The organism is Arthrobacter sp. sptzw32 (assembly GCF_059089735.1).
On the sequence record NZ_JBNHEZ010000002.1, the window covers coordinates 392,152 to 414,173 of the forward strand.

The 22,022-nt window shown below is 66.8% G+C and carries 20 protein-coding genes; 7 read left to right on the plus strand and 13 right to left on the minus strand.

What is annotated here, in order from left to right:
* Positions 1 to 53 precede the first annotated feature (53 nt).
* From hrpB to AC5RVN_RS05375, 3 genes are read right to left on the minus strand one after another with little or no spacing between them, the layout of a single operon-like run.
* Positions 54 to 2,702 (minus strand): ATP-dependent helicase HrpB, encoded by a 2,649-nt coding sequence (gene hrpB, locus AC5RVN_RS05365; RefSeq protein ID WP_494137280.1) that lies wholly within the window; start codon positions 2,700 to 2,702, stop codon positions 54 to 56.
* A gap of 25 nt (positions 2,703 to 2,727) precedes the next feature.
* Complete coding sequence (locus tag AC5RVN_RS05370; protein WP_494137281.1) at positions 2,728 to 3,345, minus strand: hypothetical protein; 618 nt, start codon at positions 3,343 to 3,345, stop codon at positions 2,728 to 2,730.
* Positions 3,335 to 3,646 carry a hypothetical protein gene (locus tag AC5RVN_RS05375; RefSeq protein WP_494137282.1) on the minus strand — a complete coding sequence of 104 codons (312 nt, stop codon included), beginning with the start codon at positions 3,644 to 3,646 and terminating at the stop codon, positions 3,335 to 3,337. Before AC5RVN_RS05375 ends, AC5RVN_RS05370 begins: the two co-directional genes overlap by 11 nt.
* A 266-nt stretch (positions 3,647 to 3,912) precedes the next feature.
* Between AC5RVN_RS05375 and AC5RVN_RS05380 the strand changes: the two genes are divergently transcribed.
* The gene (locus AC5RVN_RS05380) at positions 3,913 to 4,326 is read left to right on the plus strand and encodes a CBS domain-containing protein (protein WP_494039581.1); all 414 of its coding nucleotides are present in this window, start codon (positions 3,913 to 3,915) and stop codon (positions 4,324 to 4,326) included.
* 40 nt (positions 4,327 to 4,366) lie between these two features.
* On the opposite strand, the gene AC5RVN_RS05385 is transcribed toward AC5RVN_RS05380, so the two are convergent.
* Positions 4,367 to 4,882, minus strand: coding sequence for a flavin reductase family protein (locus tag AC5RVN_RS05385; protein ID WP_494039580.1), 516 nt, complete (start codon positions 4,880 to 4,882; stop codon positions 4,367 to 4,369).
* A gap of 261 nt (positions 4,883 to 5,143) precedes the next feature.
* On the opposite strand from AC5RVN_RS05385, the gene AC5RVN_RS05390 reads away from it, so the two are divergent.
* The 5 genes from AC5RVN_RS05390 (at position 5,144) to AC5RVN_RS05410 (ending at position 10,024) form a co-directional block, all read left to right on the plus strand.
* A complete protein-coding gene (locus AC5RVN_RS05390) occupies positions 5,144 to 5,968 on the plus strand; it encodes a DUF4397 domain-containing protein (RefSeq protein ID WP_494039579.1) in 825 nt (274 codons plus the stop codon).
* Between the two features lie 160 nt (positions 5,969 to 6,128).
* Entirely contained in the window at positions 6,129 to 6,872 is a 744-nt protein-coding gene (locus AC5RVN_RS05395; RefSeq protein WP_494137283.1) for a class F sortase, read from the plus strand.
* On the plus strand, positions 6,869 to 7,549 hold the full coding sequence (locus AC5RVN_RS05400) for an RNA polymerase sigma factor (protein WP_494137284.1): 681 nt from the start codon (positions 6,869 to 6,871) through the stop codon (positions 7,547 to 7,549). Before AC5RVN_RS05395 ends, AC5RVN_RS05400 begins: the two co-directional genes overlap by 4 nt.
* A complete protein-coding gene (locus AC5RVN_RS05405; RefSeq protein WP_494137285.1) occupies positions 7,536 to 8,273 on the plus strand; it encodes an anti-sigma factor domain-containing protein in 738 nt (245 codons plus the stop codon). The genes AC5RVN_RS05400 and AC5RVN_RS05405 overlap by 14 nt, the downstream gene beginning before the upstream one ends.
* A gap of 53 nt (positions 8,274 to 8,326) precedes the next feature.
* A complete protein-coding gene (locus tag AC5RVN_RS05410; protein WP_494137286.1) occupies positions 8,327 to 10,024 on the plus strand; it encodes an alkaline phosphatase D family protein in 1,698 nt (565 codons plus the stop codon).
* Between the two features lie 19 nt (positions 10,025 to 10,043).
* Here AC5RVN_RS05410 and AC5RVN_RS05415 read toward each other — a convergent pair whose 3' ends face one another.
* The 4 genes from AC5RVN_RS05415 to AC5RVN_RS05430 all read right to left on the minus strand — a co-directional run bounded on the left by AC5RVN_RS05415 (position 10,044) and on the right by AC5RVN_RS05430 (position 14,078).
* The gene (locus AC5RVN_RS05415) at positions 10,044 to 12,224 is read right to left on the minus strand and encodes an elongation factor G-like protein EF-G2 (RefSeq protein ID WP_494137287.1); all 2,181 of its coding nucleotides are present in this window, start codon (positions 12,222 to 12,224) and stop codon (positions 10,044 to 10,046) included.
* A gap of 33 nt (positions 12,225 to 12,257) precedes the next feature.
* Positions 12,258 to 12,683 carry a ChaB family protein gene (locus AC5RVN_RS05420; RefSeq protein ID WP_494039574.1) on the minus strand — a complete coding sequence of 142 codons (426 nt, stop codon included), beginning with the start codon at positions 12,681 to 12,683 and terminating at the stop codon, positions 12,258 to 12,260.
* A gap of 117 nt (positions 12,684 to 12,800) precedes the next feature.
* Positions 12,801 to 12,977, minus strand: coding sequence for a hypothetical protein (locus AC5RVN_RS05425; protein ID WP_494137288.1), 177 nt, complete (start codon positions 12,975 to 12,977; stop codon positions 12,801 to 12,803).
* 156 nt (positions 12,978 to 13,133) lie between these two features.
* Positions 13,134 to 14,078, minus strand: coding sequence for a 5'-3' exonuclease (locus AC5RVN_RS05430; RefSeq protein WP_494137289.1), 945 nt, complete (start codon positions 14,076 to 14,078; stop codon positions 13,134 to 13,136).
* 126 nt (positions 14,079 to 14,204) lie between these two features.
* On the opposite strand from AC5RVN_RS05430, the gene AC5RVN_RS05435 reads away from it, so the two are divergent.
* Positions 14,205 to 15,488 (plus strand): MFS transporter, encoded by a 1,284-nt coding sequence (locus AC5RVN_RS05435; RefSeq protein WP_494137432.1) that lies wholly within the window; start codon positions 14,205 to 14,207, stop codon positions 15,486 to 15,488.
* A gap of 32 nt (positions 15,489 to 15,520) precedes the next feature.
* Here AC5RVN_RS05435 and AC5RVN_RS05440 read toward each other — a convergent pair whose 3' ends face one another.
* The 5 genes from AC5RVN_RS05440 to AC5RVN_RS05460 all read right to left on the minus strand — a co-directional run bounded on the left by AC5RVN_RS05440 (position 15,521) and on the right by AC5RVN_RS05460 (position 21,964).
* Positions 15,521 to 17,527, minus strand: coding sequence for a vWA domain-containing protein (locus tag AC5RVN_RS05440; protein WP_494137290.1), 2,007 nt, complete (start codon positions 17,525 to 17,527; stop codon positions 15,521 to 15,523).
* Positions 17,528 to 17,562: 35 nt separating this feature from the next.
* Positions 17,563 to 18,951, minus strand: coding sequence for a sigma 54-interacting transcriptional regulator (locus AC5RVN_RS05445; protein ID WP_494137291.1), 1,389 nt, complete (start codon positions 18,949 to 18,951; stop codon positions 17,563 to 17,565).
* A gap of 150 nt (positions 18,952 to 19,101) precedes the next feature.
* Positions 19,102 to 19,797, minus strand: coding sequence for a cyclodeaminase/cyclohydrolase family protein (locus AC5RVN_RS05450; protein WP_494137292.1), 696 nt, complete (start codon positions 19,795 to 19,797; stop codon positions 19,102 to 19,104).
* Between the two features lie 377 nt (positions 19,798 to 20,174).
* Positions 20,175 to 20,879 (minus strand): AfsR/SARP family transcriptional regulator, encoded by a 705-nt coding sequence (locus AC5RVN_RS05455; RefSeq protein WP_494104742.1) that lies wholly within the window; start codon positions 20,877 to 20,879, stop codon positions 20,175 to 20,177.
* A 194-nt stretch (positions 20,880 to 21,073) separates the two neighbouring features.
* Complete coding sequence (locus tag AC5RVN_RS05460; RefSeq protein WP_494104741.1) at positions 21,074 to 21,964, minus strand: SMP-30/gluconolactonase/LRE family protein; 891 nt, start codon at positions 21,962 to 21,964, stop codon at positions 21,074 to 21,076.
* Positions 21,965 to 22,022: the final 58 nt, after the last annotated feature.

A 22,022-nucleotide genomic window follows, 5' to 3' on the forward strand; every position in this document is an offset into this window, starting at 1 on the left:
GTATCGGAGATCTCACGCCGCCTTCCCGCCGGAGCTGAGCCAAACGCGTAGCGCTATTTCCGGCGTTTGACGTGTGCGGTTGCCGGGGCGCTCCACGGGTCCTCGGGCCAGGGATGTTTGGGGTAGCGGCCGCGCATTTCGGCCCGGACCTGCGCATAGGGGCCGGACCAGAAGGATGTGAGATCGTCCGTTACCGCCAGGGGGCGCCGCGCCGGCGACAGCAGGTGGAAGAGGACCGGCACCCGGCCGTCCAGCAGCCGGGGCGTTTCTGCCCATCCGAAGCACTCCTGCAGCTTGACGGCTACCACCGGCCGGGCGGTGTCGTCTGACACGACGGGGTACTCGATCCGGATCCGCGATCCGCTCGGAACTTCGAGCCACTCCGGGGCGAGGTCATCGAGCCGGGCGGCTTCAGGCCAGGGCAGCAGCCGGCGCAACGGATGGGCAAGGTCAATGGCGCGCGCTGCCGCTCCGCCGGCGAGTGCTTCCAGCTCCGGTCCGAGCCAGTCCTCCAATCGGAGCAGCAGCGCCTGGTTCGAGACGTCCGGCCACGGCACGCCCAGTCCGCGGTACAGGAAGGCCAGACGGCGGCGCAAAGCATCGGCCGCCGTCGACCAGTCAAGGACGCCAAGGCCTTCAGTCTGCAGTGCTTGCGCTACTGCCGCGCGCCCTTCAGCCGGTGAGGGCCGGACCGGCGTCGATGCCAGAACGATCGCCCCAAGGCGGCGCACCCTGCGGGCAGAGAGGCGGCCGGCCGTGAATTGCGCCTCGACGGTGTCCGCCAGGAGGTGTGATGCGGCAGCCTCGGCCAGGTCGGGAGAGAGGGGTGCCGCGGACCGGATCACCGCTCCGGTGCCGGCCGAGTCCCGCCCGTCCGCCCGGGTTACTTCGGCTACCGCAAGCCATTCCTGGCCGGAAAGGGGGCTGCCGGCGGGCAGCCCTGCGCGGGTCCCCGAGGACAGGAGGTAGCGGTTTGGGGTATCGCCATCCACCCTGCGTGCCACCCGGTCAGGGAAGGCAAGCGCGACGACGGCTCCCACCACCGCCGCGCCCGCGGCGCTCGCCGCGTGCGCCGGCGGCGTCGGGGAAGCAGGCAACGCTGCCTGCTTTGCCAAGGCAGCCAGGCGGCGGGATTCCTCCGCCCAGCGGCGCGCTTCCGGCCCTGTTTCGCTCCGCAACCCGGACAGCAGGCGGGTGAGGTCCGCGCCCGGTGCCCGGAGATCCCCCGTTACCAGCGCCACGGCTTCGGCGGCGGGCAGGTGTCCGGCAAACGCTGCGCCGTGAAGCAGGGCCCTGGCCAGGCGGGGATCAGCCGGAATGGTGGCCAACAGTTTTCCCATGGCGGTGATGTGGCCATCGCCTGACACTGCGCCAAGTTCACGCAGGACCTCCATCGCATCGTCCATGGCCTGCCGGGGTGGCTGGTCGGGCAGTGCGAGTCCGGCTCCCCGCGGGGAGCCCCAGGATGACAGGATCAGGGCGGCCCCGGTCAAGTCGGCCACCCTTATCTCCGGGGTCACGTGGGCCGGGGCAGCCCCAAAGGCTTGCTGGTCATAGCAGCGGACCACACGCCCCGGACCCTGGCGGGCGGCCCGCCCGGCACGTTGATCGGCTGAGGCACGGGAGCAGGAAACGGTGACCAGTCCGCTCATGCCCCTTCCGGCGTCGCGCCGCGGTTCCCGGGTGAGGCCGGAATCGATCACCAGCCGGACACCGGGAATGGTGAGGGAGGACTCGGCGAGATCGGTGGACACGATGACCCTGGCGCTGCCACCGGCAGCGCGGCCCGAAACTGCGCGGTCCTGTTCGGCCGGGCCCACCTGGCCGTGAAGCTCGAGGATCTCCACGCCGGAGCCGAGCCGGCTGCGAAGTCCCGCTGCCACCCGGGATACTTCCCTTGCTCCGGGAACGAAAACCAGGGTATCTGCCGAGCTGTCTTCACGGAGGGCATTGGTGACCTCCGCCGCGGCTGTCGCCGAAAGGTACTCGAGGTAGGCGGGCGTGACTCCCCTGCCGTCCAGGCGCGGTCCGCCGGCAGGGCGCCACTGCGTCTGCAGCGGGTGAAGCACCGAGGGACACTCCACAACGGGGGCCAGAGTTCCGTCCTCGTTGTTGGCGAGCAGCGCGGCGAACCGGGGCGCGTCCAGCGTTGCGGACATGGCGACGACGGTAAGGTCACCGCGCAATTCCCGCACCTCCGCGAGCATGCCGATGAGCAGATCGGTCTCCAGACCCCGTTCGTGAACCTCGTCCAGTACCACCGCTGCCACCCCGTCCAGCCCTGGATCGGACAACAGGCGGCGCAGCAGGATTCCGGGCGTTACGAACTCGATGAGCGTCTCCGGACCGGCCTGCCGCTCTCCGCGCACCGTGTATCCGACCCGGCTGCCCAGGCGGCTGCGGTCCAGAACCGAGAGCCGGCGGGCGGCGGCACGGGCAGCGACCCGGCGCGGCTGGGTAACCACGACGCGTCCGGCGGCCAGCCCGGGCAGGTTTGCCAGCAGCGGCGGAACGAGTGTGGTCTTACCGGTTCCAGGCGGTGCCTGCACTACGGCTGCGCGTGGAGGTTCGCCGCTGCCGCTGCCGGCGAGGGCGTGCGTCAGTGGCCGCGCCGAGATGGCGAACGCCAGGCCGGCGCCAATGGCCCCGATGTCGAAGGGTGCGCCGGCGGTTGGCTGCTGCTGACGGGCCCGGGAAGTCATCAGTCCATTGTGCCCGGTCGTTGGCTTAGGGCTTTCCCGGCCCCTTGCCCTTTTCCTTGGCTTCCTTCGCCGGTGCCGGCAGGACAGGTTCTTCCTGGGCAGGAGCGGCAGCCGGAGCGGGAGCAGGAGCGGGAGCCGGCGCAGGAACGGGGGGCGGAACCATGACGGGCGGCTGGGCTTCAGCCTGGACCGCCGGCTGGGCCTCCGCCGGTCCGGGAGTGGCGGAGGTGGTCTCCGCGATGCCTCCCGCAGGGGCCACGGCAGCGGACGCCGCCACAAGCTGGGTGGTGATATCCGTACGGACCGACTCCACGGCTGCCTCAATTCCGCGGTACCGGGATAACGAAATCTGGCCCTGGGATGCGGCGTCGTTCAGGTCTTTTTCGAGCGCGTCCAGCGCGGCAAGTGCCCCGTCCAGCCGGTTTTCCGCTGCAGCCTGGCTGATGGTCAGGACTCGTACCTGCAGCCCGCGGAGCGTGCCCTGATCCGAATCAACGGGCCGCAGGATCGGAGTGGCAGTGAACAGTGCCACTGCAAGACCTGCTGCTGCCGCCAGCGCCGCGGCTGCCCGCCAGGAGCGGAGAGGCTTCAGGCGCGGCATACCGTCTTTGCCGTTATGCCGCGGCTGCGTTTCAGGCGGCATGCCTGCCCCGCAGCGGTACCATCGCCGCGGGCCTGGCTGGCAATGCGGTGACCGTGGCCATATGTGCCGGAGTTGGCACGGCACCCGCTGTTCCCTTGCCGCCCGAACGTCCGGCTACAAAACGCCTGGTGGCGATCCGCAGCAGGATGGCGAAGGTGTGGCCGAGGCCCAGCCCGAGCAGCACATGGCCGGCGAGATACTGGCCCCCGTTCCCGGCAGCGCCAAAGGGGGCACTGAGAGCCGCGGCTGCTCCGGCGACGGTAATGGCCAGAGCCGAGGCGGCAGCAATAACTGTGCCCATGGCGCTTCTCCTGTCCTCAATTAATCAGCAGGCTTACTAGTATTGATCAGCAAGCTTACTACTTGATTGCGGTATGGCAAGAACGGCGCCGTTGTGCACCGCACCCACCAGTGACGGCGTGACACTGCTCTGGACACTGATAATCAGCAGGCTTAGCATTTGTCCATCGGCTGGTTCTTCAGCGCTGTGAACCACGGGCAAATCGCCGAAGGGCCACCGGAACAGGCCGCAGAGACGGCACGGCATCTTGGACGAAGGAGACCAACATGGCAACGGCACGGGAAATCATGACCGGCGGCGCGGAGTGTGTGGGAGAGAAAGAGACGCTCGAGGCAGCAGCCCGGAAGATGAAGGAACTCGACGTGGGATCACTGCCGATCTGCGGCGAGGACAACCGGCTCAAAGGCATGCTGACGGACCGGGACATTGTCGTCAAATGCCTAGCAGCGGGCGGGGATCCGCGTACGGCGACGGCCGGGGAATTTGGAGAAGGCAAACCCGTTACCATCGGCGCTGATGATTCGATTGAAGAAGCTATCCGGACGATGCAGGACCATCAGGTGCGGCGGCTGCCCGTAATCGATGGGCACGACCTGGTGGGGGTTGTGAGCCAGGCTGACATAGCCCGCAACTACCCGGAGGATCGTGTCGGGGAACTCGTAGCCTTCATTTCATACTGACCCCCAAGCGCGGCGCGGCACGACGGCGCCATCAGCAGGCTCAGCTGGCCGCTTCGAGGAGTCGGCCAGCTGGAGCAATCCCGGCATACCGGCCCTTGAAAAACAGCAATGGCTCCGCGTCCTGCCGCGCCCATAAGTGCCTCACGGCAGCCACCACTATGGTGTGGTCACCGCCGTCATACTCGGCGTGGAGCTCGCAATCGAACCAGGCAAGGGCGTCGTCCAGGACAGGGCAGCCCAGCGGTGAAGCCTGGTAGCCGACGCCGGCAAACTTGTCCGTCCCCGACTTGGCGAACTGCGCCGCGAGATGCTGGTGTTCGGCCGGGAGGACGTTAATAACAAAGGATCCCGCCTGCCGCAGCACCGGCCAGGTCCTGGAGCTCCTGGCGGGGCTGAAGGTCACCAGCGCCGGCTCGAGGGACAGCGACGCAAAAGACTGGCAGGTAAAGCCCGCCGGCCCCTCCTCCGTGGTGCCGGTAATCACTGTCAGACCGGTGGCGAAAGTTCCAAAAATGTCGCGAAGCCGGCGGGGAGCAAGATCTGATGTGGCTGTCATGGATGGCCCTCTCGTTGGATCGTTACCTCACCAAACCACCGGCCCCTCCTTCTGTTCAACCGCTGGTGCAACGTACCGACGCCGGCCGAAACGGAGGGTCATACCGGTACATCCGCCGTAATGGGCCAGGCGTGCCTTCAGGAGCGGGACCAAAAAGGTTTTTAAAGATTTTTCATGCATGTGCATCCAGATGACCTTCGCCGCCGGTAGTAGGGGTGTAAGCAAAAACCGCCCGCCCAGCGGGCCGCAGAAGGAGGAATCATGCGCACCAGCATTTTCGCATCAGGAGCAGTGGCAATCGCGGCGGCACTGGCTTTCGCCGGCCCGGCACAGGCCGCGGAAGGAGACGCCCAGCTGTCCGTCCTGCACGGAGTCCCGGGCCTGACAGTGGATGTCTGGGTCAATGGTGAACGGACCCTAGACGATTTCACTCCCGGCACCCTCGCCGGCCCGCTGGCCCTTCCGGCCGGAAGCTACGCCCTGGCTATCACCGCCGCCGACGCGGCAGACGCAACTGCCGCCGTCATCGGTCCTGTCAACGTGACCCTCGCCGCCAACGGCAACTACACGGCAGTGGCCAACCTTGATGCAGCCGGCAAGCCCACCGCAAACCTCTTCACCAACGACGTCTCCCAAATTGAAGCCGGCAAGGGCAAGCTGACCGTCAGGCACACCGCTGCCGCTCCCGCCGTCGACGTCCTGGCCGGCGGCAGCGCCGTCATCTCCAACCTGGCCAATCCGAACGAGCAGACCCTGACCCTCGATCCGGGCACTATCCCGGCAGCTGTGGCAGCGGCGGGAACCACCCAGCCCGTTATCGGCCCGGCTGACGTTACGGTCGCCGAGGGCACCCACACCATCGTGTACGCCTGGGGTAGCCTCACGGACCAGAACCTGCAGCTCGCCGTGCAGACCATCGAGGGCCTGCACTCAGCCCCGGGTGCTGTTCCGGGCGGGCGTTCCGGTGCTGCTGATGAGGGTGCCGGCCAGGTTATGGCGATTGCCGGATTTGGAGCCGCAGGCATCGCCCTCCTGCTGGGAGCCGCGGCAGTATCCCGTTCGGTGGCTTTGCGCAGGGCAAGCTAGCGCACCGCTTGCAGGAGCAGGGTGACCGCCCGAAGCTCCGGCACCGAGACCCCGGCCGACCGGCTATCCCCTCCGGTCGGCCGGCTCGGCACGTCCGCCCCTGGTGTTCCAACCCACCAGGCCGCGGAGCTCCCGCAGACTGGATAGAGGAGGCAGTCCCATGAAAAGCACGACGACGGAGCAGTCATTCCAAGTCGATGCCCGGGATCCGGCGGTGACGCGCATTGGACGCAAGGCAGCGGGGGCACGCGGGGCGGGAGCCGCCGTCGTCTTTGCCGCGGCGGTACTGCTGTCCGGTTGCGGCACTCCCGCAGCGCCGCCGCCGCCCGAAGCTGCTGCGCCCGCCGCAACAGCCGGCGCCGTTCCCTCCCCCACACCGCCACCGGCTCCCACCGGCACCCCCGCCCCGCTGCCCGACATTCCCGTCCGCCAGGTCACCCCCGCCCCTGCCGCTCCCCGGGACCCGGCACCCCGGTTCCTGACAGTCGAGGGCACCACCATCAGCCTGGACATCGTGGAAGTCAGCGTGTCTCCTGACGGGGCCATGGAGATCCCGGACGCCTTCGACCAGGCCGGCTGGTACCGGCACGGGCCGGCCCCCGGCGCAGCGGCGGGGGCAGCAGTGGTGGCGGGCCACGTGGACACTACTTCTGATCTGGCGCCGTTGTCGCAGCTGAAGGGCCTGGCGCCGGGCACGCGCGTCACTATCGAGCGCCACGGCGCACCCGCCCTCAACTACCGGGTTCGCTCCGTTGAACTGATGGCCAAGGACAAGTTCGACGGCGGCTCCCTCTTCCGCCGTGACGGGCCGCACCAGCTCAAGCTCGTGACCTGCGGAGGCCGTTGGCTGGACGAGAAACAGGACTACAGTGACAATGTCATTGTCACTGCGGAACCGGAATGACCGGCTCCGCAGCCTTGACACTCAACGCCGAGGGGAAGGAGGCCAATGTGGCACCTTCCGGCCCGGCGCCTTCCGGCGGAACCCAGCACGAAGGCGGAGCCGCAGAACGTCCACCCGGCCCCGGCGGCTGGGACCCCCAGCTGAGCCGCTTGTTTTCCGCCGGCGACGAGACAGCGCTCGCCGAAGCGTACCGCCAGTTCTCTCCCCTGGTGTACACACTGGCGCTCCGGGCTCTGAGGAACCGCACTGCAGCAGACGACGTCACGCAGGAAGTCTTCATCCGCGTCTGGAAATCACGGTCGGCGTTTGATCCCCGCAGGGCGGAATTGCCGGCGTGGATTGTGGGCATCACCCGTAACGCCGTCACCGATGCCCTGAGCGCGTCTGCCCGGGAAAACCGGAAAGTGTTTGCGGCCGCGGAACTCCAACCGGAGGCGGAGGACGCAGCGGCCTCCGCCTCCGCCGAAGTCCTGGCCGACCGGCTGCTGCTGGACGGGGAGCTTGACCGGCTCGGCGAACCGCAGGGTTCCATCATGCGTTTGGCGTTTTACGATGACCTGACCCATGACCAGATTTCACGGCAACTGAATCTTCCGCTTGGTACGGTCAAGAGTCACATCCGCCGCAGCCTTAGCCATTTGAGACACAGATTGGAGGTGGATCATGCAGCACCTTGACCCCGAAGTCCTGAGCCTGTTCGCCCTGGACGAGCCCGTGGACACCCGCAGCACCGACCACCTCCGGTCCTGCCCCGAATGCGCAGCCGAGTACGCCGCACTCCGGCGCGCCGTCAACGCGGTCCGGACCACCCCCGACGCCAGTTCCCTGGAGCGTCCGGGCGCGAATGTCTGGGAAGGAATACACCGCACGCTGGGACTCTCCGACACCGTCGCGGCCGACCCGCTTGGCCCGGCCCGCACTGCGGAGACATCCGTTGCAGAACCGCAGCCGGTCCAAACACCCGCCAAGGTAACGTGGCTTCGCCGTCCGGCGACGTGGCTTGCAGCTGCTGCCGCCGCCGCAGTCATCACCACCGGAGTTGTTGTGGCCGTCAACCAGACGGTCGCCCCGGTTCCGCTTGCCTCGGCACGCCTGGAACCGCTGGACCGGTTTTCCGCCACGGGTTCAGCCACGGTGACCGAAACCAGCGACGGTTCGCGGACCATCGAGGTGCAGCTGGATAAGACCGAAGCCCGGGGTTACCAGGAAGTCTGGCTTATTGCCCCAGACCTTTCCCGGCTGGTCAGCCTGGGCATCATGAATTCCTCGTCCGGCCGTTTTGACGTTCCGGCAGGGCTGGACCTTTCCGGCTACCCCATCGTTGATATTTCCGATGAACCGCTGGACGGCAATCCGGCGCACTCCAGCGTGAGTATCGTCAGGGGCACCCTGAGCTCCTGACCGGCTAGTGTCCTGCCATGGCGCCGGCGCCGCGGAGCGGGTACAACTTATTCATGACGTCGCCCCTGGTGCTCGGCCCCATGATGCGGTTCGTGGATGAAAACTCGGCGAGTATCTGGGTGGAAACCCGCAGCGCCGCGGAGGTAACGGTCGGCGGTAACGGAACCAGGTGGGCCGCCCGTACCTTCGCCGTTCACGGGCACCACTACGCGCTGGTGGAGGTGACCGGGCTGGGGCCCGGAACTGTCACCCCCTACACCGTCGAAGTCGACGGGACCCAGGTGTGGCCTGATCCGGAATCCGACCTGCCGGCGTCGAAAATTGCCACCCTGGCTCCCGGCAGGCCCCTTCGCCTGGCCTTCGGCTCCTGCCGCACCAGCATCCCCCACGATGCCTCGGGAAACCGAAGCCACGGCGTCGACTCCCTGCGCGCCTACGCCCTGCAGATGGCCTCCGACGACGGCACCCCCTGGCCGGACCTGGTGGCCTTCCTGGGCGACCAGGTGTACGCGGACTCAACCAGCAAGCACATGCAGGAGTTCATCCGCTCCCGGCGGGACATCAAGGAAGCGCCGGGAAAGGAGCTCAAGGACTACGAAGAGTATGCCCACCTCTACTATCTGGCGTGGTCCGACCCCGCCAACCGGTGGCTGCTGTCCACCCTGCCCAGCAGCATGATTTTTGATGACCACGACATCCGTGACGACTGGAACGCATCCCTCACGTGGAAGCAGGACATGGCCGCCACCCCCTGGTGGCGGGAACGGGTGGTCTCCGGGCTGGCGTCGTACTGGGTCTACCAGCATTTGGGGAACCTGTCTCCGCAGGAACGATCCCGGGACGCCCTGTGGCAGCAGGTGGTTCACCATACCGGCGACGGCGAACTGGACATCAGTGCTGAACTGGACCAACTCGTGGAACGGGCTGACGCCGACCCCGGGACCTACCGGTGGAGCCTCTGCCGCGACTTCGGCGACACCCGGCTGATTGTGGTGGACTCCCGTGCGGCCCGGGACCTTTCGCCGGACCGAAGGGCACTGCTGGACGAGGTCGAAATGGGCTGGCTGGACGACAGCATGCGTGGCGGTTTCCGCCACCTCCTCATCGCCACGTCGCTGCCGTTCCTCCTGCCGATGGGATTGCACCACGTGGAATCCTGGAACGAGGCCATTGCCGAGGGCGCGTGGGGACGCCTGCCGGCCAAGGGCGCAGAAAAGCTGCGCCAGGCATTGGACCTGGAACACTGGGCGGCCTTCCAGAAAAGCTTCCAGCGCCTCGCCGCCCTGGCCAGCGAGGTGGCGGACGGCAAGCGCGGGGACGCGCCGGAGGCCGTGGTGTTCCTCTCGGGGGACGTCCACTTTTCCTACGTCTCCGAAGTGCAGCGGGCAACCGGGAGCAGGATCATCCAGGCTGTCTGCTCGCCGATCCGTAATCCGCTGCCCCGGCTGATGCGGTTTGTCACCGCCATCTCGTCCTACGGGCTTGCGGCATCGCTGGGGGCCCTCGCGGCGCACTCTGCCAAAGTCCCGGCCCCGCCCTTCAACTGGTCCGGCATCAAGGGGCCTTGGTTCGACAACAACCTGGCCTGCCTTGAGGTCACGGCAGAAGGCCTGGACCTGTGGTGGCAGAAAGGCGTGGTGGAAGGCGGCGACCAGCTCCACCCTCGGCTGAAGCGTGTCGCGTCGCTCACCATTACGCCCAGAAGCACCACTCCCAGGAAAGCGGAACAGCACGCGCCGCAGGCGCCTTAAGCCCGCCGAAGTCCCAGGATCACCTGCCCGCCCCGGCAGCGGCCAGGTTGCCGGGCACGGGATCATGGCGGATGTACTGACGGCTGAAGGTGCCGGTCCCCGCCGTCAGGGCACGCAGTTCCACCGCATATTTCAGGAGTTCCTGGTCCGGCACTTCGGCCGTGATTTCGGTCCGGTCCCCGCCGGCGGAGGTGGTGCCGGTAAGGCGGCCGCGGCGCCCCGAAAGGTCACTCATCACGGTCCCCACATGTTCGTCAGGGACGCTGATCGCCACGGAGGAGACAGGTTCCAGTAGCTGGATTTTGCCCGCCGCTGCCGCTTCCCGCAGGGCAAGGGCACCGGCTGCCTGGAAGGCCGCGTCAGAGGAGTCGACGCTGTGCGCCTTGCCGCCCACCACCGTTACACGCACATCCACTACCGGGAAGCCGGACGCAACGCCTCTCTGCATCTGCGCACGCACGCCCTTCTCAACGGAAGAGATATAGGTGCCGGGAATCACGCCACCTACCGTTTTGTCCAGGAATTCGAAGCCGGATCCCCTCGGCAGGGGCTCAACTTCGATGTCGCAGACGGCATACTGGCCGTGGCCGCCGGATTGCTTGACGTGGCGCCCGTGCCCTGCGGCGCGGGTGGAAAAGGTTTCCCGCAGGGGCGTCACGACGTCCACGGTGTGCAGCTTGACGCCCTGGTCCCGCAGCCGGTCCAGCACCACTTCGGCGTGGGCCTCCCCCATGCACCAGAGGATCAGCTGGTGGGTTTCGGCGTTCCGGTCCACCCGCAGCGTTGGATCGCCGGCCGCTACCTTGCCCAGGCTGCGGGCCAGGGCATCCTCGTCACCATGGGAATCGGCTTCAACGGCCACCGGCATCAGCGGTTCCGGCATCTCCCAGGTGGCCAGCAGCAATGGCTGGTCCTTGGCCGAGATGGTGTCTCCGGTCTCGGCGCTGCCCAGCTTGGCTACCGCGGCGATGTCGCCGGCGATACAAAAGGGCACCGGCCGAAGCGTGGCTCCGAGGGGTGAGTAGAGGTGGGTGAGCCGTTCGTCGGTGTCGTGGTCCTGGTGCCCGCGGTCAGCCAGGCCGTGTCCGCTTACGTGTACCGGCGTGTCCCCCCGCAGGGTTCCGGAGAACACCCGGACCAGGCAGACGCGGCCCAGGAAAGCGTCCACGGTGGTGCGGACCACCTCGGCCGCCAGCGGCCCCTCCGGGTTGCAGGCAAGGGTCCGGACGGGCGCTCCGTTGAGGTCCGTCGCCCGCGGCAGCGGCCGCTCCGGTGGTGACGGAAACGCCTTGGTGAGCAGCTCCAGCAACTCCGCCGTGCCCAGCCCGGTAAGCGAGGAGGCCGGCACCGCCGGGAAGAAGGAGCCGCGGGCGACGGCGGTCTCCAGGTCTGCGATGAGCACGCCGGCGTCGATGTCCTCGCCCCCAAGGTAACGCTCCATCAGCGTTTCATCTTCGCTTTCCGCGATGATGCCCTCGATCAGCTCGGCACGGGCAGCGTCCGCTGCCGCGATCTCCTGCGGCTCCCCGGCACGCGCTGCGCCGCCCGGGGTCTCGGGGGCATACTCAAAGACCGTGCCGGACAGCAGGCCGAGGAGGCCGCTGACCTCCCCGCCGGCCCTGACGGGGACGTACAGCGGGAGCACGGTGTCGCCGAACGCTGCGCGGCAGGCGGCCAGGACGCCGTCGTAATCAGCGCGGGGGTGGTCCAGCCGGGTGATGACCACAGCGCGGGGCATTCCCAGGTACTGGCACTCCTGCCAGATCGCTGTGGTGCCCGCGTCCACGCCGTCAACGGCGGAAACGGCGAAAAGGACGGCGTCAGCAGCGCGAAGGCCGGCCCGCAGCTCACCGATGAAGTCCGGGTAGCCTGGAGTATCGAGGAGGTTGATTTTCATGCCTGCTACCGGCAGCGGGACCACCGACACTGCCACGGAGCGTTGCTGGTGGATGGCGGCGGGATCGGAATCGCTCACGGTGGTGCCGTCAACCACGGAGCCCTTCCGGGTGATCATGCCATTGGCCTCAAGCAGGGCCTCGACCAGGGTGGTTTTGCCGGCACCGGAGCGGCCCACGAGTGCTACGTTCCTGACCATGGCAGGGTCCCGCGGCGAGACCGCGGCGGAACCGTTGCCGGGCCGGCCTTCCGGCCCGCCCCGTCCTGCAGTACCTGCTGCGTCCTTGGTGCCTTTCACGGACATCGGAACCTCCTGGCGTCTTTGCCTGGTTGTTTGCTACTTTTCGCGGGCCTTACGGGTGGCGGCGTCGTTCGCCTTTTGCAGCGCTTTGACGAGTTCGTCCTTGTCCATTTTTGAGCGGCCGGCGATCTCCAGTTCCCGGGCCCGCTCCAGCAGGTGTTTCTTTGTGGCATTTGCGTCCACGCCGCCGGCGGTGGGCTCGGCTGAACCTGGTCCCTTTTCCGCCCGCTTGTCCGAGGGCCCGCGTTGCTCTTTGGGCTCCCAGTGGTCCCCCACTTTTTCGTAGCTGTGTTTCAGGGATGCGTAGGCGGTGCGGGCAGCGCGGCTTTCGTCCTGGTCGTAGGACTCCATTGCGGAATCGTAGGTTTTGGCGAACGTGTCCTGCGCTTTGCGGTCCGAGCGCTGCAGGGTTGAGGGAAGCTCGTCCTTGCGGGCGTGGTGGTTCTTTCCCGTCTTCGGCATTGCACTCACCGCGCTTTCGTCAGCAGGCTGATGGTCCGGACACACCAAGCTTAGCCACGCCGTGGTTGGCTTGTCTGCTGCCGGACCCGGCCTGCAGGGCCCGTCCGGGTTCCGGCATCAACCCAGCTCCGGCCAATGGTCGGGGTCGTAACCGTAGAGGCGCGGACGGCGGGGCTTATCTTCCGGCGCGGCAGCAGGAGCTTCTGCCTGCTGTTCCACTTCCTCTGCCTCGCCGGCAGCGTTCTTCTTCGCGTCCCCGTTGGAACTGTCGTGCCGGTCCTGGCTCTCAGCCATGAACACTCCATTCCCCCAATGTTGCGGTCCGGCTGCTTGAACCACTGAAGCCCACCCTAACGGCCCCGAAGGCGGCAGAACATGTCACTTTTGCTCAAGAAATGGGCAGTTTCGGGCCGCGTGGCGGGAACACGGCCGAACCTGCACCGCCGCGTTTCAGCTTGGCCCGATGCGGTCCAGCGCGTCGAGCAGGCGCCGGACCGAACCCCCGAGGTTCCAGTCAGTGGCGAGGCTTTCGAGTTCTGCGCGGGCCTCCCCCGTGACGGGGTGCAGCCGGGCGCCTGCTTCCTCCAGCGAAGGCAGGGTGAGGTCCCGCACAAGGCGGACGACGGCGGGCGCGGCTACGAGGTAGTCCGCGGCGGCTTCCAGCTTGGCCCGGACGGGTGACGATAGGCCGCTGTGCGGGTCCGCTGCAGCTTCGAGCAGGTTTTCGAGGGTGCCGTATTTCAGGAGCAATGATGCTGCCGTCTTCTCGCCGATCCCGGCCACACCCGGCAGGCCGTCCGATGCGTCACCGCGAAGCGTGGCGTAGTCGGCGTACTGCTGAGGCAGCACGCGGTACTTCCCCACCACCACCGCTTCGGTCATGATCTCAAGGTTCCTCATGCCACGTGCGGTGTAAATGACCCGGACCTGGCGGGCGTCGTCGCAAACCTGGAACAGGTCACGGTCCCCGGTGACCACGTCGACAGGAAGCCCGGCCTGGGTGGCGTAGGTGCCCACAACATCATCGGCCTCATGGTCGGCAGCACCGACGACGGCGATTCCGGCCAGGCCGAGTACGCGCCGGATCATGGGAAGCTGCGCCTCGAGTGCGTCCGGCACCACCTCAACGTCGGGGGCGTCTGTGTTGGTCTCGGCGACACGATGCGACTTATAGCTGGGAACCAGGTCCACCCGCCACTGCGGCCGCCAGTCATCATCCCAGCACGCAATGAGATGCGTGGCCCCGTAATCCGTCGTCAGCCGCGCGATCATGTCCAGGAGTCCCCGAACGGCGTTAACGGGCGTCCCGTCTGCCCGGCGGATCGAGTCGGGCAGGCCATAGAAGGCGCGGAAGTACAGCGAAGCGGTGTCCAGCAGCATCAGGCGGTCAGGCATACCCTGATCCTGACATGGAATGCGGCTGCTGTGGCGGCAGCGGCGCCGTTCCCACTGGCACAGGAGCATGAACAGGGCGACAATAACCTCGTGTTCCTTGCACGCAGGGGCCGGGCTGCCGAACCGATGAACTCCGCGGCCCGCAGGATCCAGCGCATCTATCTGACGCTGACGCTGGGCAATACGCTCGCGGCCTCGTTTATCTGGGGCGTTAACACACTGTTCCTGCTGGATGCGGGCCTGAACAATTTCGAGGCCTTCGCCGCCAACGCATTCTTCACAGTGGGAATGGTGATTTTCGAGGTTCCCACCGGTGTGGTTGCGGACGGCTGGGGGCGCCGGGTTTCGTTCCTGCTCGGCACCGTGACGCTGGCGGGCTCCACCTACCTCTACTACCTGCTGTGGCAGTTCTCCGCCCCGTTCCCGTTGTGGGCGGTGGTATCCGTATTGCTTGGCCTGGGCTTCACGTTCTTCTCTGGCGCCGTTGAAGCCTGGCTCGTGGATGCGCTGCGCTATTCCGGGTATGAAGGCGGGCTGGAGGGCGTCTTCGGGCGCGGTCAGATGGTCTCCGGGGTGGCGATGCTGGCCGGTTCAGTTGCCGGTGGCGTGATAGCCCAGGCCACGGATCTTGGCGTGCCGTTCCTGGTGCGGGTGGGGGTGCTGCTGGCCATGTTCGCGGTCGCCTTTTGGCTGATGCACGATGTCGGGTTCACCCCTGAGCGCTCCACCCACCCACTTCGGGCAACACAGGCAGTACTCTCCGCTTCCATTGAGAACGGCCTGAAAATCCCGTCCGTACGGTACGTCATGCTGGCCGCCCCCTTCAGTGCCGGCGTCGGGATTTATGTCTTTTACGCCCTGCAGCCCTACCTGCTGGAGCTCTTCGGCGACCCACGCGCTTATTCAGTAGCCGGACTGGCGGCGGCCATCGTGGCCGGTGCGGAGGTGGTGGGCGGCTGGCTTGCACCCTACGTGCGGGCCTGGTTCCGCAAGCGCACATCCGTGTTGATCCTCAGCGGCAGCATCAGTGCCGTCCTGCTTGTGGTGCTCGGCTTTACCCGGGTGTTCTGGGTGGCTTTGGCCCTGTTGACGTTGTGGGCCGTCATTGATTCCGCTGCCACCCCGGTCCGGCAGGCCTATGTCAACGACATGATCCCGTCCAAGCAGCGCGCCACCGTGCTCAGCTTCGACTCGCTGATGGGATCCAGCGGCGGCGTTGTGGTGCAGCCGGTGCTTGGCAGGAGCGCGGACCTGTACGGCTATCCGATGTCACTGGCTCTCGCAGGGTTCTTCCAGAGCCTCGCGGTTCCGTTCCTGGTGGCCAGCCGGCGGCAGGGTTCTCCCGCTGACCGTGCCACCGCCGCAACGGATCATCCGGACAAGGGATCAAGCGGGGAACCCCTTCCCTGAAGCGTGGCGGCACGTGCGCCCTCGCGCGGTGGCTAGGAAACCCAGTCGGAGTCGCCGAAAACCCGGCCCCGGAAATGCGCCCGCAGGTATTCGCCCACAACAGCGGCCCCGAGTCCGCCGACGTCGGGTGCGACCACCCGGCCGCCCACCCGCCGCACCATCCGCTGGACGAACCGCTCAAGGCTGGGGTCATCACCGAGCCGGAAAAACGTGGCCTGCGTCCCCGCACGCCCAAGCCGGTCCAGCTCAGCGACCGTGACGCGGATGGTTTCCGGATCTGATGGCCAGCAGAACCACGGCTCACCCTCCGGCAGCAGATGCGCTGTCGGTTCGCCGTCGGTCACCACCAGGAGTACAGGCTGCATGGACGGGTGCCGGCGGAAGAAACGGCCGGCCAGCAGCAGCCCGTGATGCAGGTTGGTCCCCTGCTCCCGCCGGACAGGCAGGGCTGTCAGTTCACCGATATCCATCGACTGAGCCTGAAGGCCGAACGTGATGAGTCCCAGCCGGTCGCCGCGGAAGCGGGTAGAGACCAGGTGGTGCAGGGCCAGGGCGGTGCGTTTCATCGGCACCCACCTCCCCTCGGCGGCCATGGAGAATGACACGTCGACGAGCAGGACGACGGCGGCCTGGGTCCGGGCCTCTGTCTCGCTGACTTCGATGTCAGCCGCCGTGAGCTTGAGCCTGCTCCCGGGGTTGCCGCCGTCGGCTACGGTCCGGCTGATTGCGTTGGTGAGGGTACGGGTGACATCCCAGGGCTCCGCATCGCCGAACTCCCACAGACGGCTGGACCCGGTTTGCTCCCCGGCCGCTCCGGCCACGCGCGTGTCGCGCCGCCCCTGCCGGCCGGAGAGCTGCTTTGCGGTGTCACGCAGCAGCGACCTGCCGAGCCGCCGCATTGCCTGCGGTGACAGCCGGAGGTCCCCGTCGGTTCCCCGCTTCAGGTAGCCGCCGTCCTGCATGGCGCGTTCAATTTCTGCGAGCGTCCCGGCGGTCACGGCGGCGTTCTGCCCCAGTTGCCGGGCGAGGGCATCCAGATCCAGGTCGCCGAGGTTTGATCCGTTGTAGGACTGGGACAATTGTTCAGCCAGTCCGTCCAGTTCGGCGATATCCTGCAGCACCCCGGTGCCGTCGCCCAGGCCCAGGCCTTCCTGGCCCTCGAAGCGTTCGGAGCCGGTCCAGTCCTCGCCGGGGCGCAGGGCGCGCAGGCTGGAGTCGAGTTGATCAAGTTGGGCCATCAGTTGGGGTGATCCGAAAGCCTGCGTGGACAGCCGCATCAGCTCATCGCGTTGCTCCGCGGACATGGACTGCAGGAGCCGCTGGGCCGCGGCCGCGCGTTTGGCGAGAGCGTCGATCAGTTCCTCGACTGACCGCGGGTTTTCCGGGAAGAAGCCGCCGTGCCGGGCCATAAACTGCTCGAAGTCGGCGTCCGTGTCCTCACCGCGCCGGTGTTTGTCCAGCAACCCGTTGAGATCCCGCAGCATTTCGGCCACAACTGCCCGGTCTTCGTCCGTGGCCTTTTGAAGCGCCTGCTTCATCCCGGCGAACCGCTGGTCCAGGACCTCGCGGCCCAGCAAGTCCTTGATTTGTTCGTAGGCTTCGCGGGCGGTGCTGGACTGCCAGTCGTACGAGGCGAGCTCGTTGACGGCAGCCGCCGTGGATGCCGGCAGGTTTTGGAGCTGCATTTCCCGGAGGGCGCGGTCGGTGTTGTCCATCATGGCGTCGCGGGCCAGCTGCTTGCGTTCTTCCAGGACTGCCGTTTCCAGCAGCTTTTGCACCTCGTTCAAGGTGCCGTCCAGCCGATGCCTGCCCAGCAGCTCACTGCGGCGCTGCCGGACACGTCGGGCCAGATCGTCCAGGCCTTCCCGGTTACGGCCGCCGCGCCGCAGGAACTCCTGCAGCGCGTGGCGGGGCGAGTAACCGGCCATGACGTCCTCGGCGACAGCGTCGAGGGCCTCTGCGAGATCAACGGGCGGCGCGAGCGGATCGGGTCCGCCGGCGTACCTGCCATATCTGGCGGAGTGGTGGTGGATGGCCATGTCGCCTCCTGGTTCTGCTTCCAGCCGCGCTCAAGCTAGCCGTAAATGGTTTCCTCGTCGTCGGATTCCTTGGAAATCCGGCGGGCGAGGTAGAGCCCTTCCAGGGCGAGTTCGATGGCGGCCGCGCGCTGCCCCCGGTTTACCGCCCCGAGTCGCCCGCTGATCTGATCGTAAAGTCCCGATCCGTTGAGGGACGGCAGGTTTTCGAGGAACTCCTGCGCCGTGACGTGTTCGCCGGTTGTGACGGTGGTGTGGCCGTCCAGGGCGGCGACAAGCGGGCCCAGGTCGATGCCGTGATAATGCGCCCGCACCGTTTCGGCGGTGGCGGTACGCAGGAGGTGCTCCAGGACGTCCTGTTCCCGGCCTTCCTCTCCCGACTCGAACTCGATCTTGCCTGTGAGGACATCCACGGCTGCGCCCAGGTCGACGATCCGCGCCACTGCTTCTTCCTCCCCCCGGACACTGGCCCGGCGAAGTGCTGCCGCGGCCACGGTCTCGGCCCCTGCGATGCCGAAGCGCGCTGACACTCCCGAGCTCTGGTTGACCGCCGGGGACTGCCGGAGCGCGCGGGTGTAGCGGGCCAGGATCTCAAGGATGACCGGCGGAACATCGGCCACCAGCCGGCCCTCCTGCCGGATGACCGCTACTTCGTCGTCCAGCTCTATCGGGTAGTGCGTCCGGATCTCCGCGCCGAACCGGTCCTTCAGCGGCGTGATGATCCGGCCGCGGTTGGTGTAGTCCTCCGGGTTGGCGGACGCGACGACGAGCACGTCCAGCGGCAGCCGCAGGACGTAGCCGCGGATCTGGATATCGCGTTCCTCCATCACGTTGAGCATTGCCACCTGGATCCGCTCGGCGAGGTCCGGCAGTTCGTTGATGGCGATGATTCCGCGGTTGGAGCGGGGGACCAAACCGTAGTGGATGGTTTCGGGGTCGCCCAGGCGGCGGCCCTCAGCCACGCGCATCGGGTCCACATCGCCGACAAGGTCGGCAACGGAGGTGTCCGGCGTCGCAAGCTTCTCCACGTACCGTTCGGAGCGGTGGCGCCACGCCACCCGCAGACGGTCCCCTTCAGTGAGCGCCCGGGCCCGGGACTGCTCCGTGATCGGCCCATACGGGTGCTCGTTCAGTTCCGAGTCCTCGATGACCGGGGACCACTCGTCCAGCAGTCCGGCCAACGTGCGCAGGAGCCGCGTCTTGCCCTGCCCGCGCTCCCCCAGCAGGACCACGTCGTGGCCGGCGATCAAGGCGCGCTCAAGCTGGGGAAGGACCGTCCGGCTGAAACCGTACAAGCCCGGCCAGGGGTCCTGGCCGGAGGCGAGCGCCGCGAGCAGGTTGTCGCGGATCTCGCGGCGCAGGTCCTTCTGGACGTGCCCGGCGGCACGCAGTTCCCCAAGGGTGAAAATGTCGGGTCGATCAGTCACCCCTCCACGGTAAGCCCCACCTGTGCCGCGAATCGAGGAAATTTTGTGATCGCTGCCTGCCACCTTCCTGTCCGGCTATTGTGAGGCTAGGCCGGAATTTCTCTCCGGCGACTGACTGCCCTGCCGCATAACCGTTACGAAACCGGTTTATCAGGCCTGACTCTGACTGCCCTGCTGGTCCGGGGCGTTGCCGGTGTCGGTGGGGGCGGCGCGGTGGTCCACGGCAGCTGTCAGTTCGTCGATCCGGTCCAGCGCCGCGTTCAGCTGCTGGACAGTGGCCCACAGGACGGGATGCTCTTCGCGGATCTGCTCAAGGGTGGCACCGGCGGACCGCAGCGTTGCCAGGTCGAAGCTGACGTTCGTACGCGCCCCGGTTACTGCTGCCCGAAGGGCGCCGAAAGCAACCACGACGTCGGCGATCAGCGCCGGGTTACCGTTGGCGGCAAGCCAGCCGAGGTCGTCGATGGCTTCAATAGCCCTTTCGCCCAGCACTGCGGAAGCTTTCGCGGCGTTCACGGACGCTTCGTGGATCGCGTCGTCGCGTTCCCGCCCCGGCTCCAGGCGGAAAGCTGCGCCGAATGCTTCGGAGGCGGCAGCGTCGTCGTCGGCCAGTTGCAGGGCGGTCTTCCGGAGGGAACGCGCCCGGGCGTGAATATCGGCCAGCTCCCCTGCCTGATCGTGGCTTGGTTCTGAGTAGCCGGCCACCATTGACGCCAGGGACGCGGCGATGGCAAGCATGACTCCTGTTCCTGCCCCTCCGCCCGGCGAACCTTTGGACTCTGCCAGCGCCTGTGTCCATTCCTCAACTGTGGAGCCTTGGGTTGTTACCGCTTCAGATTCAGCCATGGCACCTATTGTGCCCCTTGTTCCGGAGGATCTTGAGCAGATTTTGGGCGAACCCAAGCTTATTCCTGATTCTTGTTGAGCAGGATCAAGGCAGGTGCCCCCGACTAAATGAGAGTAAGGTGACATGTCATGACAACGGATGATCCTCTGTCAGGACCTCCTGGCGGAGACGAATCAGACCGGGCAACGCCGTCGATGGGTACTCTGGTGATCCGCACCTGGAACGAACCCGACCAGGCGCCGGGGTTTCGCGCAAGGTTGACTTTCAGCCAAGTCCCCACGGCTGACCCGGCCACCGTTTATGCGGTCGATCCGGAGGAAGTCCTCAGGTTGGTGCGTCAATGGGTTCTGTCCCAGGCCGAGCCCCCGCGGAAGGTTTAGGCAGTTTCCGGTTGGTTGGCCCGTGACGCAATTTCCCTTGCGATGCGCCGCAGATCCTCCGAAGGCACAAGACCCAGGTCCTCCTTCAACCGGCATTGGAACTTTTCATAGGCCCGAAGCGCGGCAGCGTTGTTTCCCTGGCGCCGTTCGGCCTCGATGAGCAGTCCAACCGCGCTCTCACGAAGCGGCTCAATGGCCAGCGCGGCCTCCGAAGCCTGCAGGGCCGCCTCATAATCGCAACGGACCAGCGACTGGCGGGCGATCAGGTGGTAGGCGTGGAGCCGGTCCTGCTGCAGCCTGTTCTGTTCGAAAAGCACCCAGTCCTCATACCAGCCGGGGAGCAGTTCCGCTTCCCGTAACTGCTGAAGAAGGAAGGTGGCATTCCCGTCGAGCCCGGCCTGCCCCAGTTCCCGGATCCGGGCCCGAAGCCTGTGCAGGTCCACGTCCACCCGTTCGCTCAAGGACAGTACTGAACCGCCGTTGACCAAAAGGCCCGGCACCTGCCGCGAGATGAGGTGTACGGCAACACGAACGCTTTCGAGTGCCTTTTGCTCGGCGATTTCCGGCCACAGCAGGCCAGCGAGAAAGCTTCGGGGACGGGGACCATGGATGGCCAGCGCGGTAATAAGCCGCTGTTGCCGCGTGGCGACATGCAGGACCTCGCCGTCCTGGCGAAGCTGCCACGACTGCAGCAGCCTCACGTGAAGACCATAGCCGTCATTGCCCATGGGTACCCCCGAACTCCAGCACAGGGCTGGAACAGATGCAACAACCACTTTCCGCAGTCCGCGCCGGGCTGTCAATGATCGACGCCTTCTGAGACCGGTTAAAGATTCCTTCACGTGTGCAAGCCCAGGGACTTCCCCGGCCTGTTCCCCGGGCAGAAGCGGGCGGTCTATGGACTTCCTGCTTGGGCCGGGGCGGCCGCGTCGCGGGTGGTGGTGCGGATCCGGTACAGGCTGCTGGTGGCGGTGATGTAAAGGTCCTCACCGTCCGGGCCTCCGAAACACACGTTCGATACCCCCTCGGGCACGTTAATGGTTCCGAGGAGCTCGAAGGACGGCGAATAGATCCGTACCTCCGGGCCGGCTGAGGTCCAAATCCTGCCTTCGACGTCAACCCTTAATCCGTCAGCGGCGTGGCCTTCTTCAAGCTCGAGAACGGCTCCGCGGGGGCTGCAGGCGGCACCGGCCACGTCGTAGGCTGCGATCCTCAGCGGAACGCCGAGACCCGGACCGGCCGTGTCCGCAACGTACAGGACCGATTCGTCCGGTGAAAAGGCCAGTCCGTTGGGGTACACGAGGTCTGTGACTGCAGCCGTAAGGGTCCGGGAGGCGGGCTCGAAGCGGAATACGTAGCAGCCTCCGTATTCCTGCTCTCCCTCGTGCCCTTCCCTGGTGCCCGGAAGAATCCCGTACGGGGGGTCCGTGAACCAGATGCTGGAGTCACGTGCGATAACCACGTCGTTCGGTGAGTTCAGCCGCCGGCCCTGGAAGGACTCGACGAGTCCTGTCACCGTGCCGTCGCGGTCCCGCTCAACCCGGCGGCGCCCGTGACTGCATTGCACCACGCTGCCGTCACCATCGAGGGTCCGGCCATTCGTGAACTCGACGCCGGCTGCGTATTCGCTGGTGATTCCCGTGGCGGGGTGGAACTCGAGGATGCGGTTATTGGGGATGTCGCTCCAGCGCAGGCTCTGGGACGCCGGTACCCAGAGAGGACCTTCCGCCCATGCCGACCCATTGGCCAGGCGCTCCAGCCGGCCTGTCGTCAGTTCATCACCCATCGGACCTCCTTTGCCTCCAGTTCTCCAACCATGCGTTGAAGATTGTTTCGCAGGCAGC

What these genes read in the sequence shown, in the direction of transcription:
- AC5RVN_RS05390 (WP_494039579.1), top strand. Translation starts at nt 5,144, where the DNA reads ATGCGCACCAGCATTTTCGCATCAGGAGCAGTGGCAATCGCGGCGGCA.
- AC5RVN_RS05435 (WP_494137432.1), top strand. Translation starts at nt 14,205, where the DNA reads ATGAACTCCGCGGCCCGCAGGATCCAGCGCATCTATCTGACGCTGACG.
- AC5RVN_RS05395 (WP_494137283.1), top strand. Translation starts at nt 6,129, where the DNA reads ATGAAAAGCACGACGACGGAGCAGTCATTCCAAGTCGATGCCCGGGAT.
- AC5RVN_RS05420 (WP_494039574.1), bottom strand. Translation starts at nt 12,683, where the DNA reads ATGCCGAAGACGGGAAAGAACCACCACGCCCGCAAGGACGAGCTTCCC.
- AC5RVN_RS05370 (WP_494137281.1), bottom strand. Translation starts at nt 3,345, where the DNA reads ATGCCGCCTGAAACGCAGCCGCGGCATAACGGCAAAGACGGTATGCCG.
- AC5RVN_RS05460 (WP_494104741.1), bottom strand. Translation starts at nt 21,964, where the DNA reads ATGGGTGATGAACTGACGACAGGCCGGCTGGAGCGCCTGGCCAATGGG.
- AC5RVN_RS05385 (WP_494039580.1), bottom strand. Translation starts at nt 4,882, where the DNA reads ATGACAGCCACATCAGATCTTGCTCCCCGCCGGCTTCGCGACATTTTT.
- AC5RVN_RS05400 (WP_494137284.1), top strand. Translation starts at nt 6,869, where the DNA reads ATGACCGGCTCCGCAGCCTTGACACTCAACGCCGAGGGGAAGGAGGCC.
- AC5RVN_RS05375 (WP_494137282.1), bottom strand. Translation starts at nt 3,646, where the DNA reads ATGGGCACAGTTATTGCTGCCGCCTCGGCTCTGGCCATTACCGTCGCC.
- AC5RVN_RS05440 (WP_494137290.1), bottom strand. Translation starts at nt 17,527, where the DNA reads ATGGCCATCCACCACCACTCCGCCAGATATGGCAGGTACGCCGGCGGA.
- AC5RVN_RS05430 (WP_494137289.1), bottom strand. Translation starts at nt 14,078, where the DNA reads ATGCCTGACCGCCTGATGCTGCTGGACACCGCTTCGCTGTACTTCCGC.
- AC5RVN_RS05405 (WP_494137285.1), top strand. Translation starts at nt 7,536, where the DNA reads ATGCAGCACCTTGACCCCGAAGTCCTGAGCCTGTTCGCCCTGGACGAG.
- AC5RVN_RS05450 (WP_494137292.1), bottom strand. Translation starts at nt 19,797, where the DNA reads ATGGCTGAATCTGAAGCGGTAACAACCCAAGGCTCCACAGTTGAGGAA.
- AC5RVN_RS05410 (WP_494137286.1), top strand. Translation starts at nt 8,327, where the DNA reads ATGACGTCGCCCCTGGTGCTCGGCCCCATGATGCGGTTCGTGGATGAA.
- AC5RVN_RS05380 (WP_494039581.1), top strand. Translation starts at nt 3,913, where the DNA reads ATGGCAACGGCACGGGAAATCATGACCGGCGGCGCGGAGTGTGTGGGA.
- hrpB (WP_494137280.1), bottom strand. Translation starts at nt 2,702, where the DNA reads ATGACTTCCCGGGCCCGTCAGCAGCAGCCAACCGCCGGCGCACCCTTC.
- AC5RVN_RS05415 (WP_494137287.1), bottom strand. Translation starts at nt 12,224, where the DNA reads ATGTCCGTGAAAGGCACCAAGGACGCAGCAGGTACTGCAGGACGGGGC.
- AC5RVN_RS05425 (WP_494137288.1), bottom strand. Translation starts at nt 12,977, where the DNA reads ATGGCTGAGAGCCAGGACCGGCACGACAGTTCCAACGGGGACGCGAAG.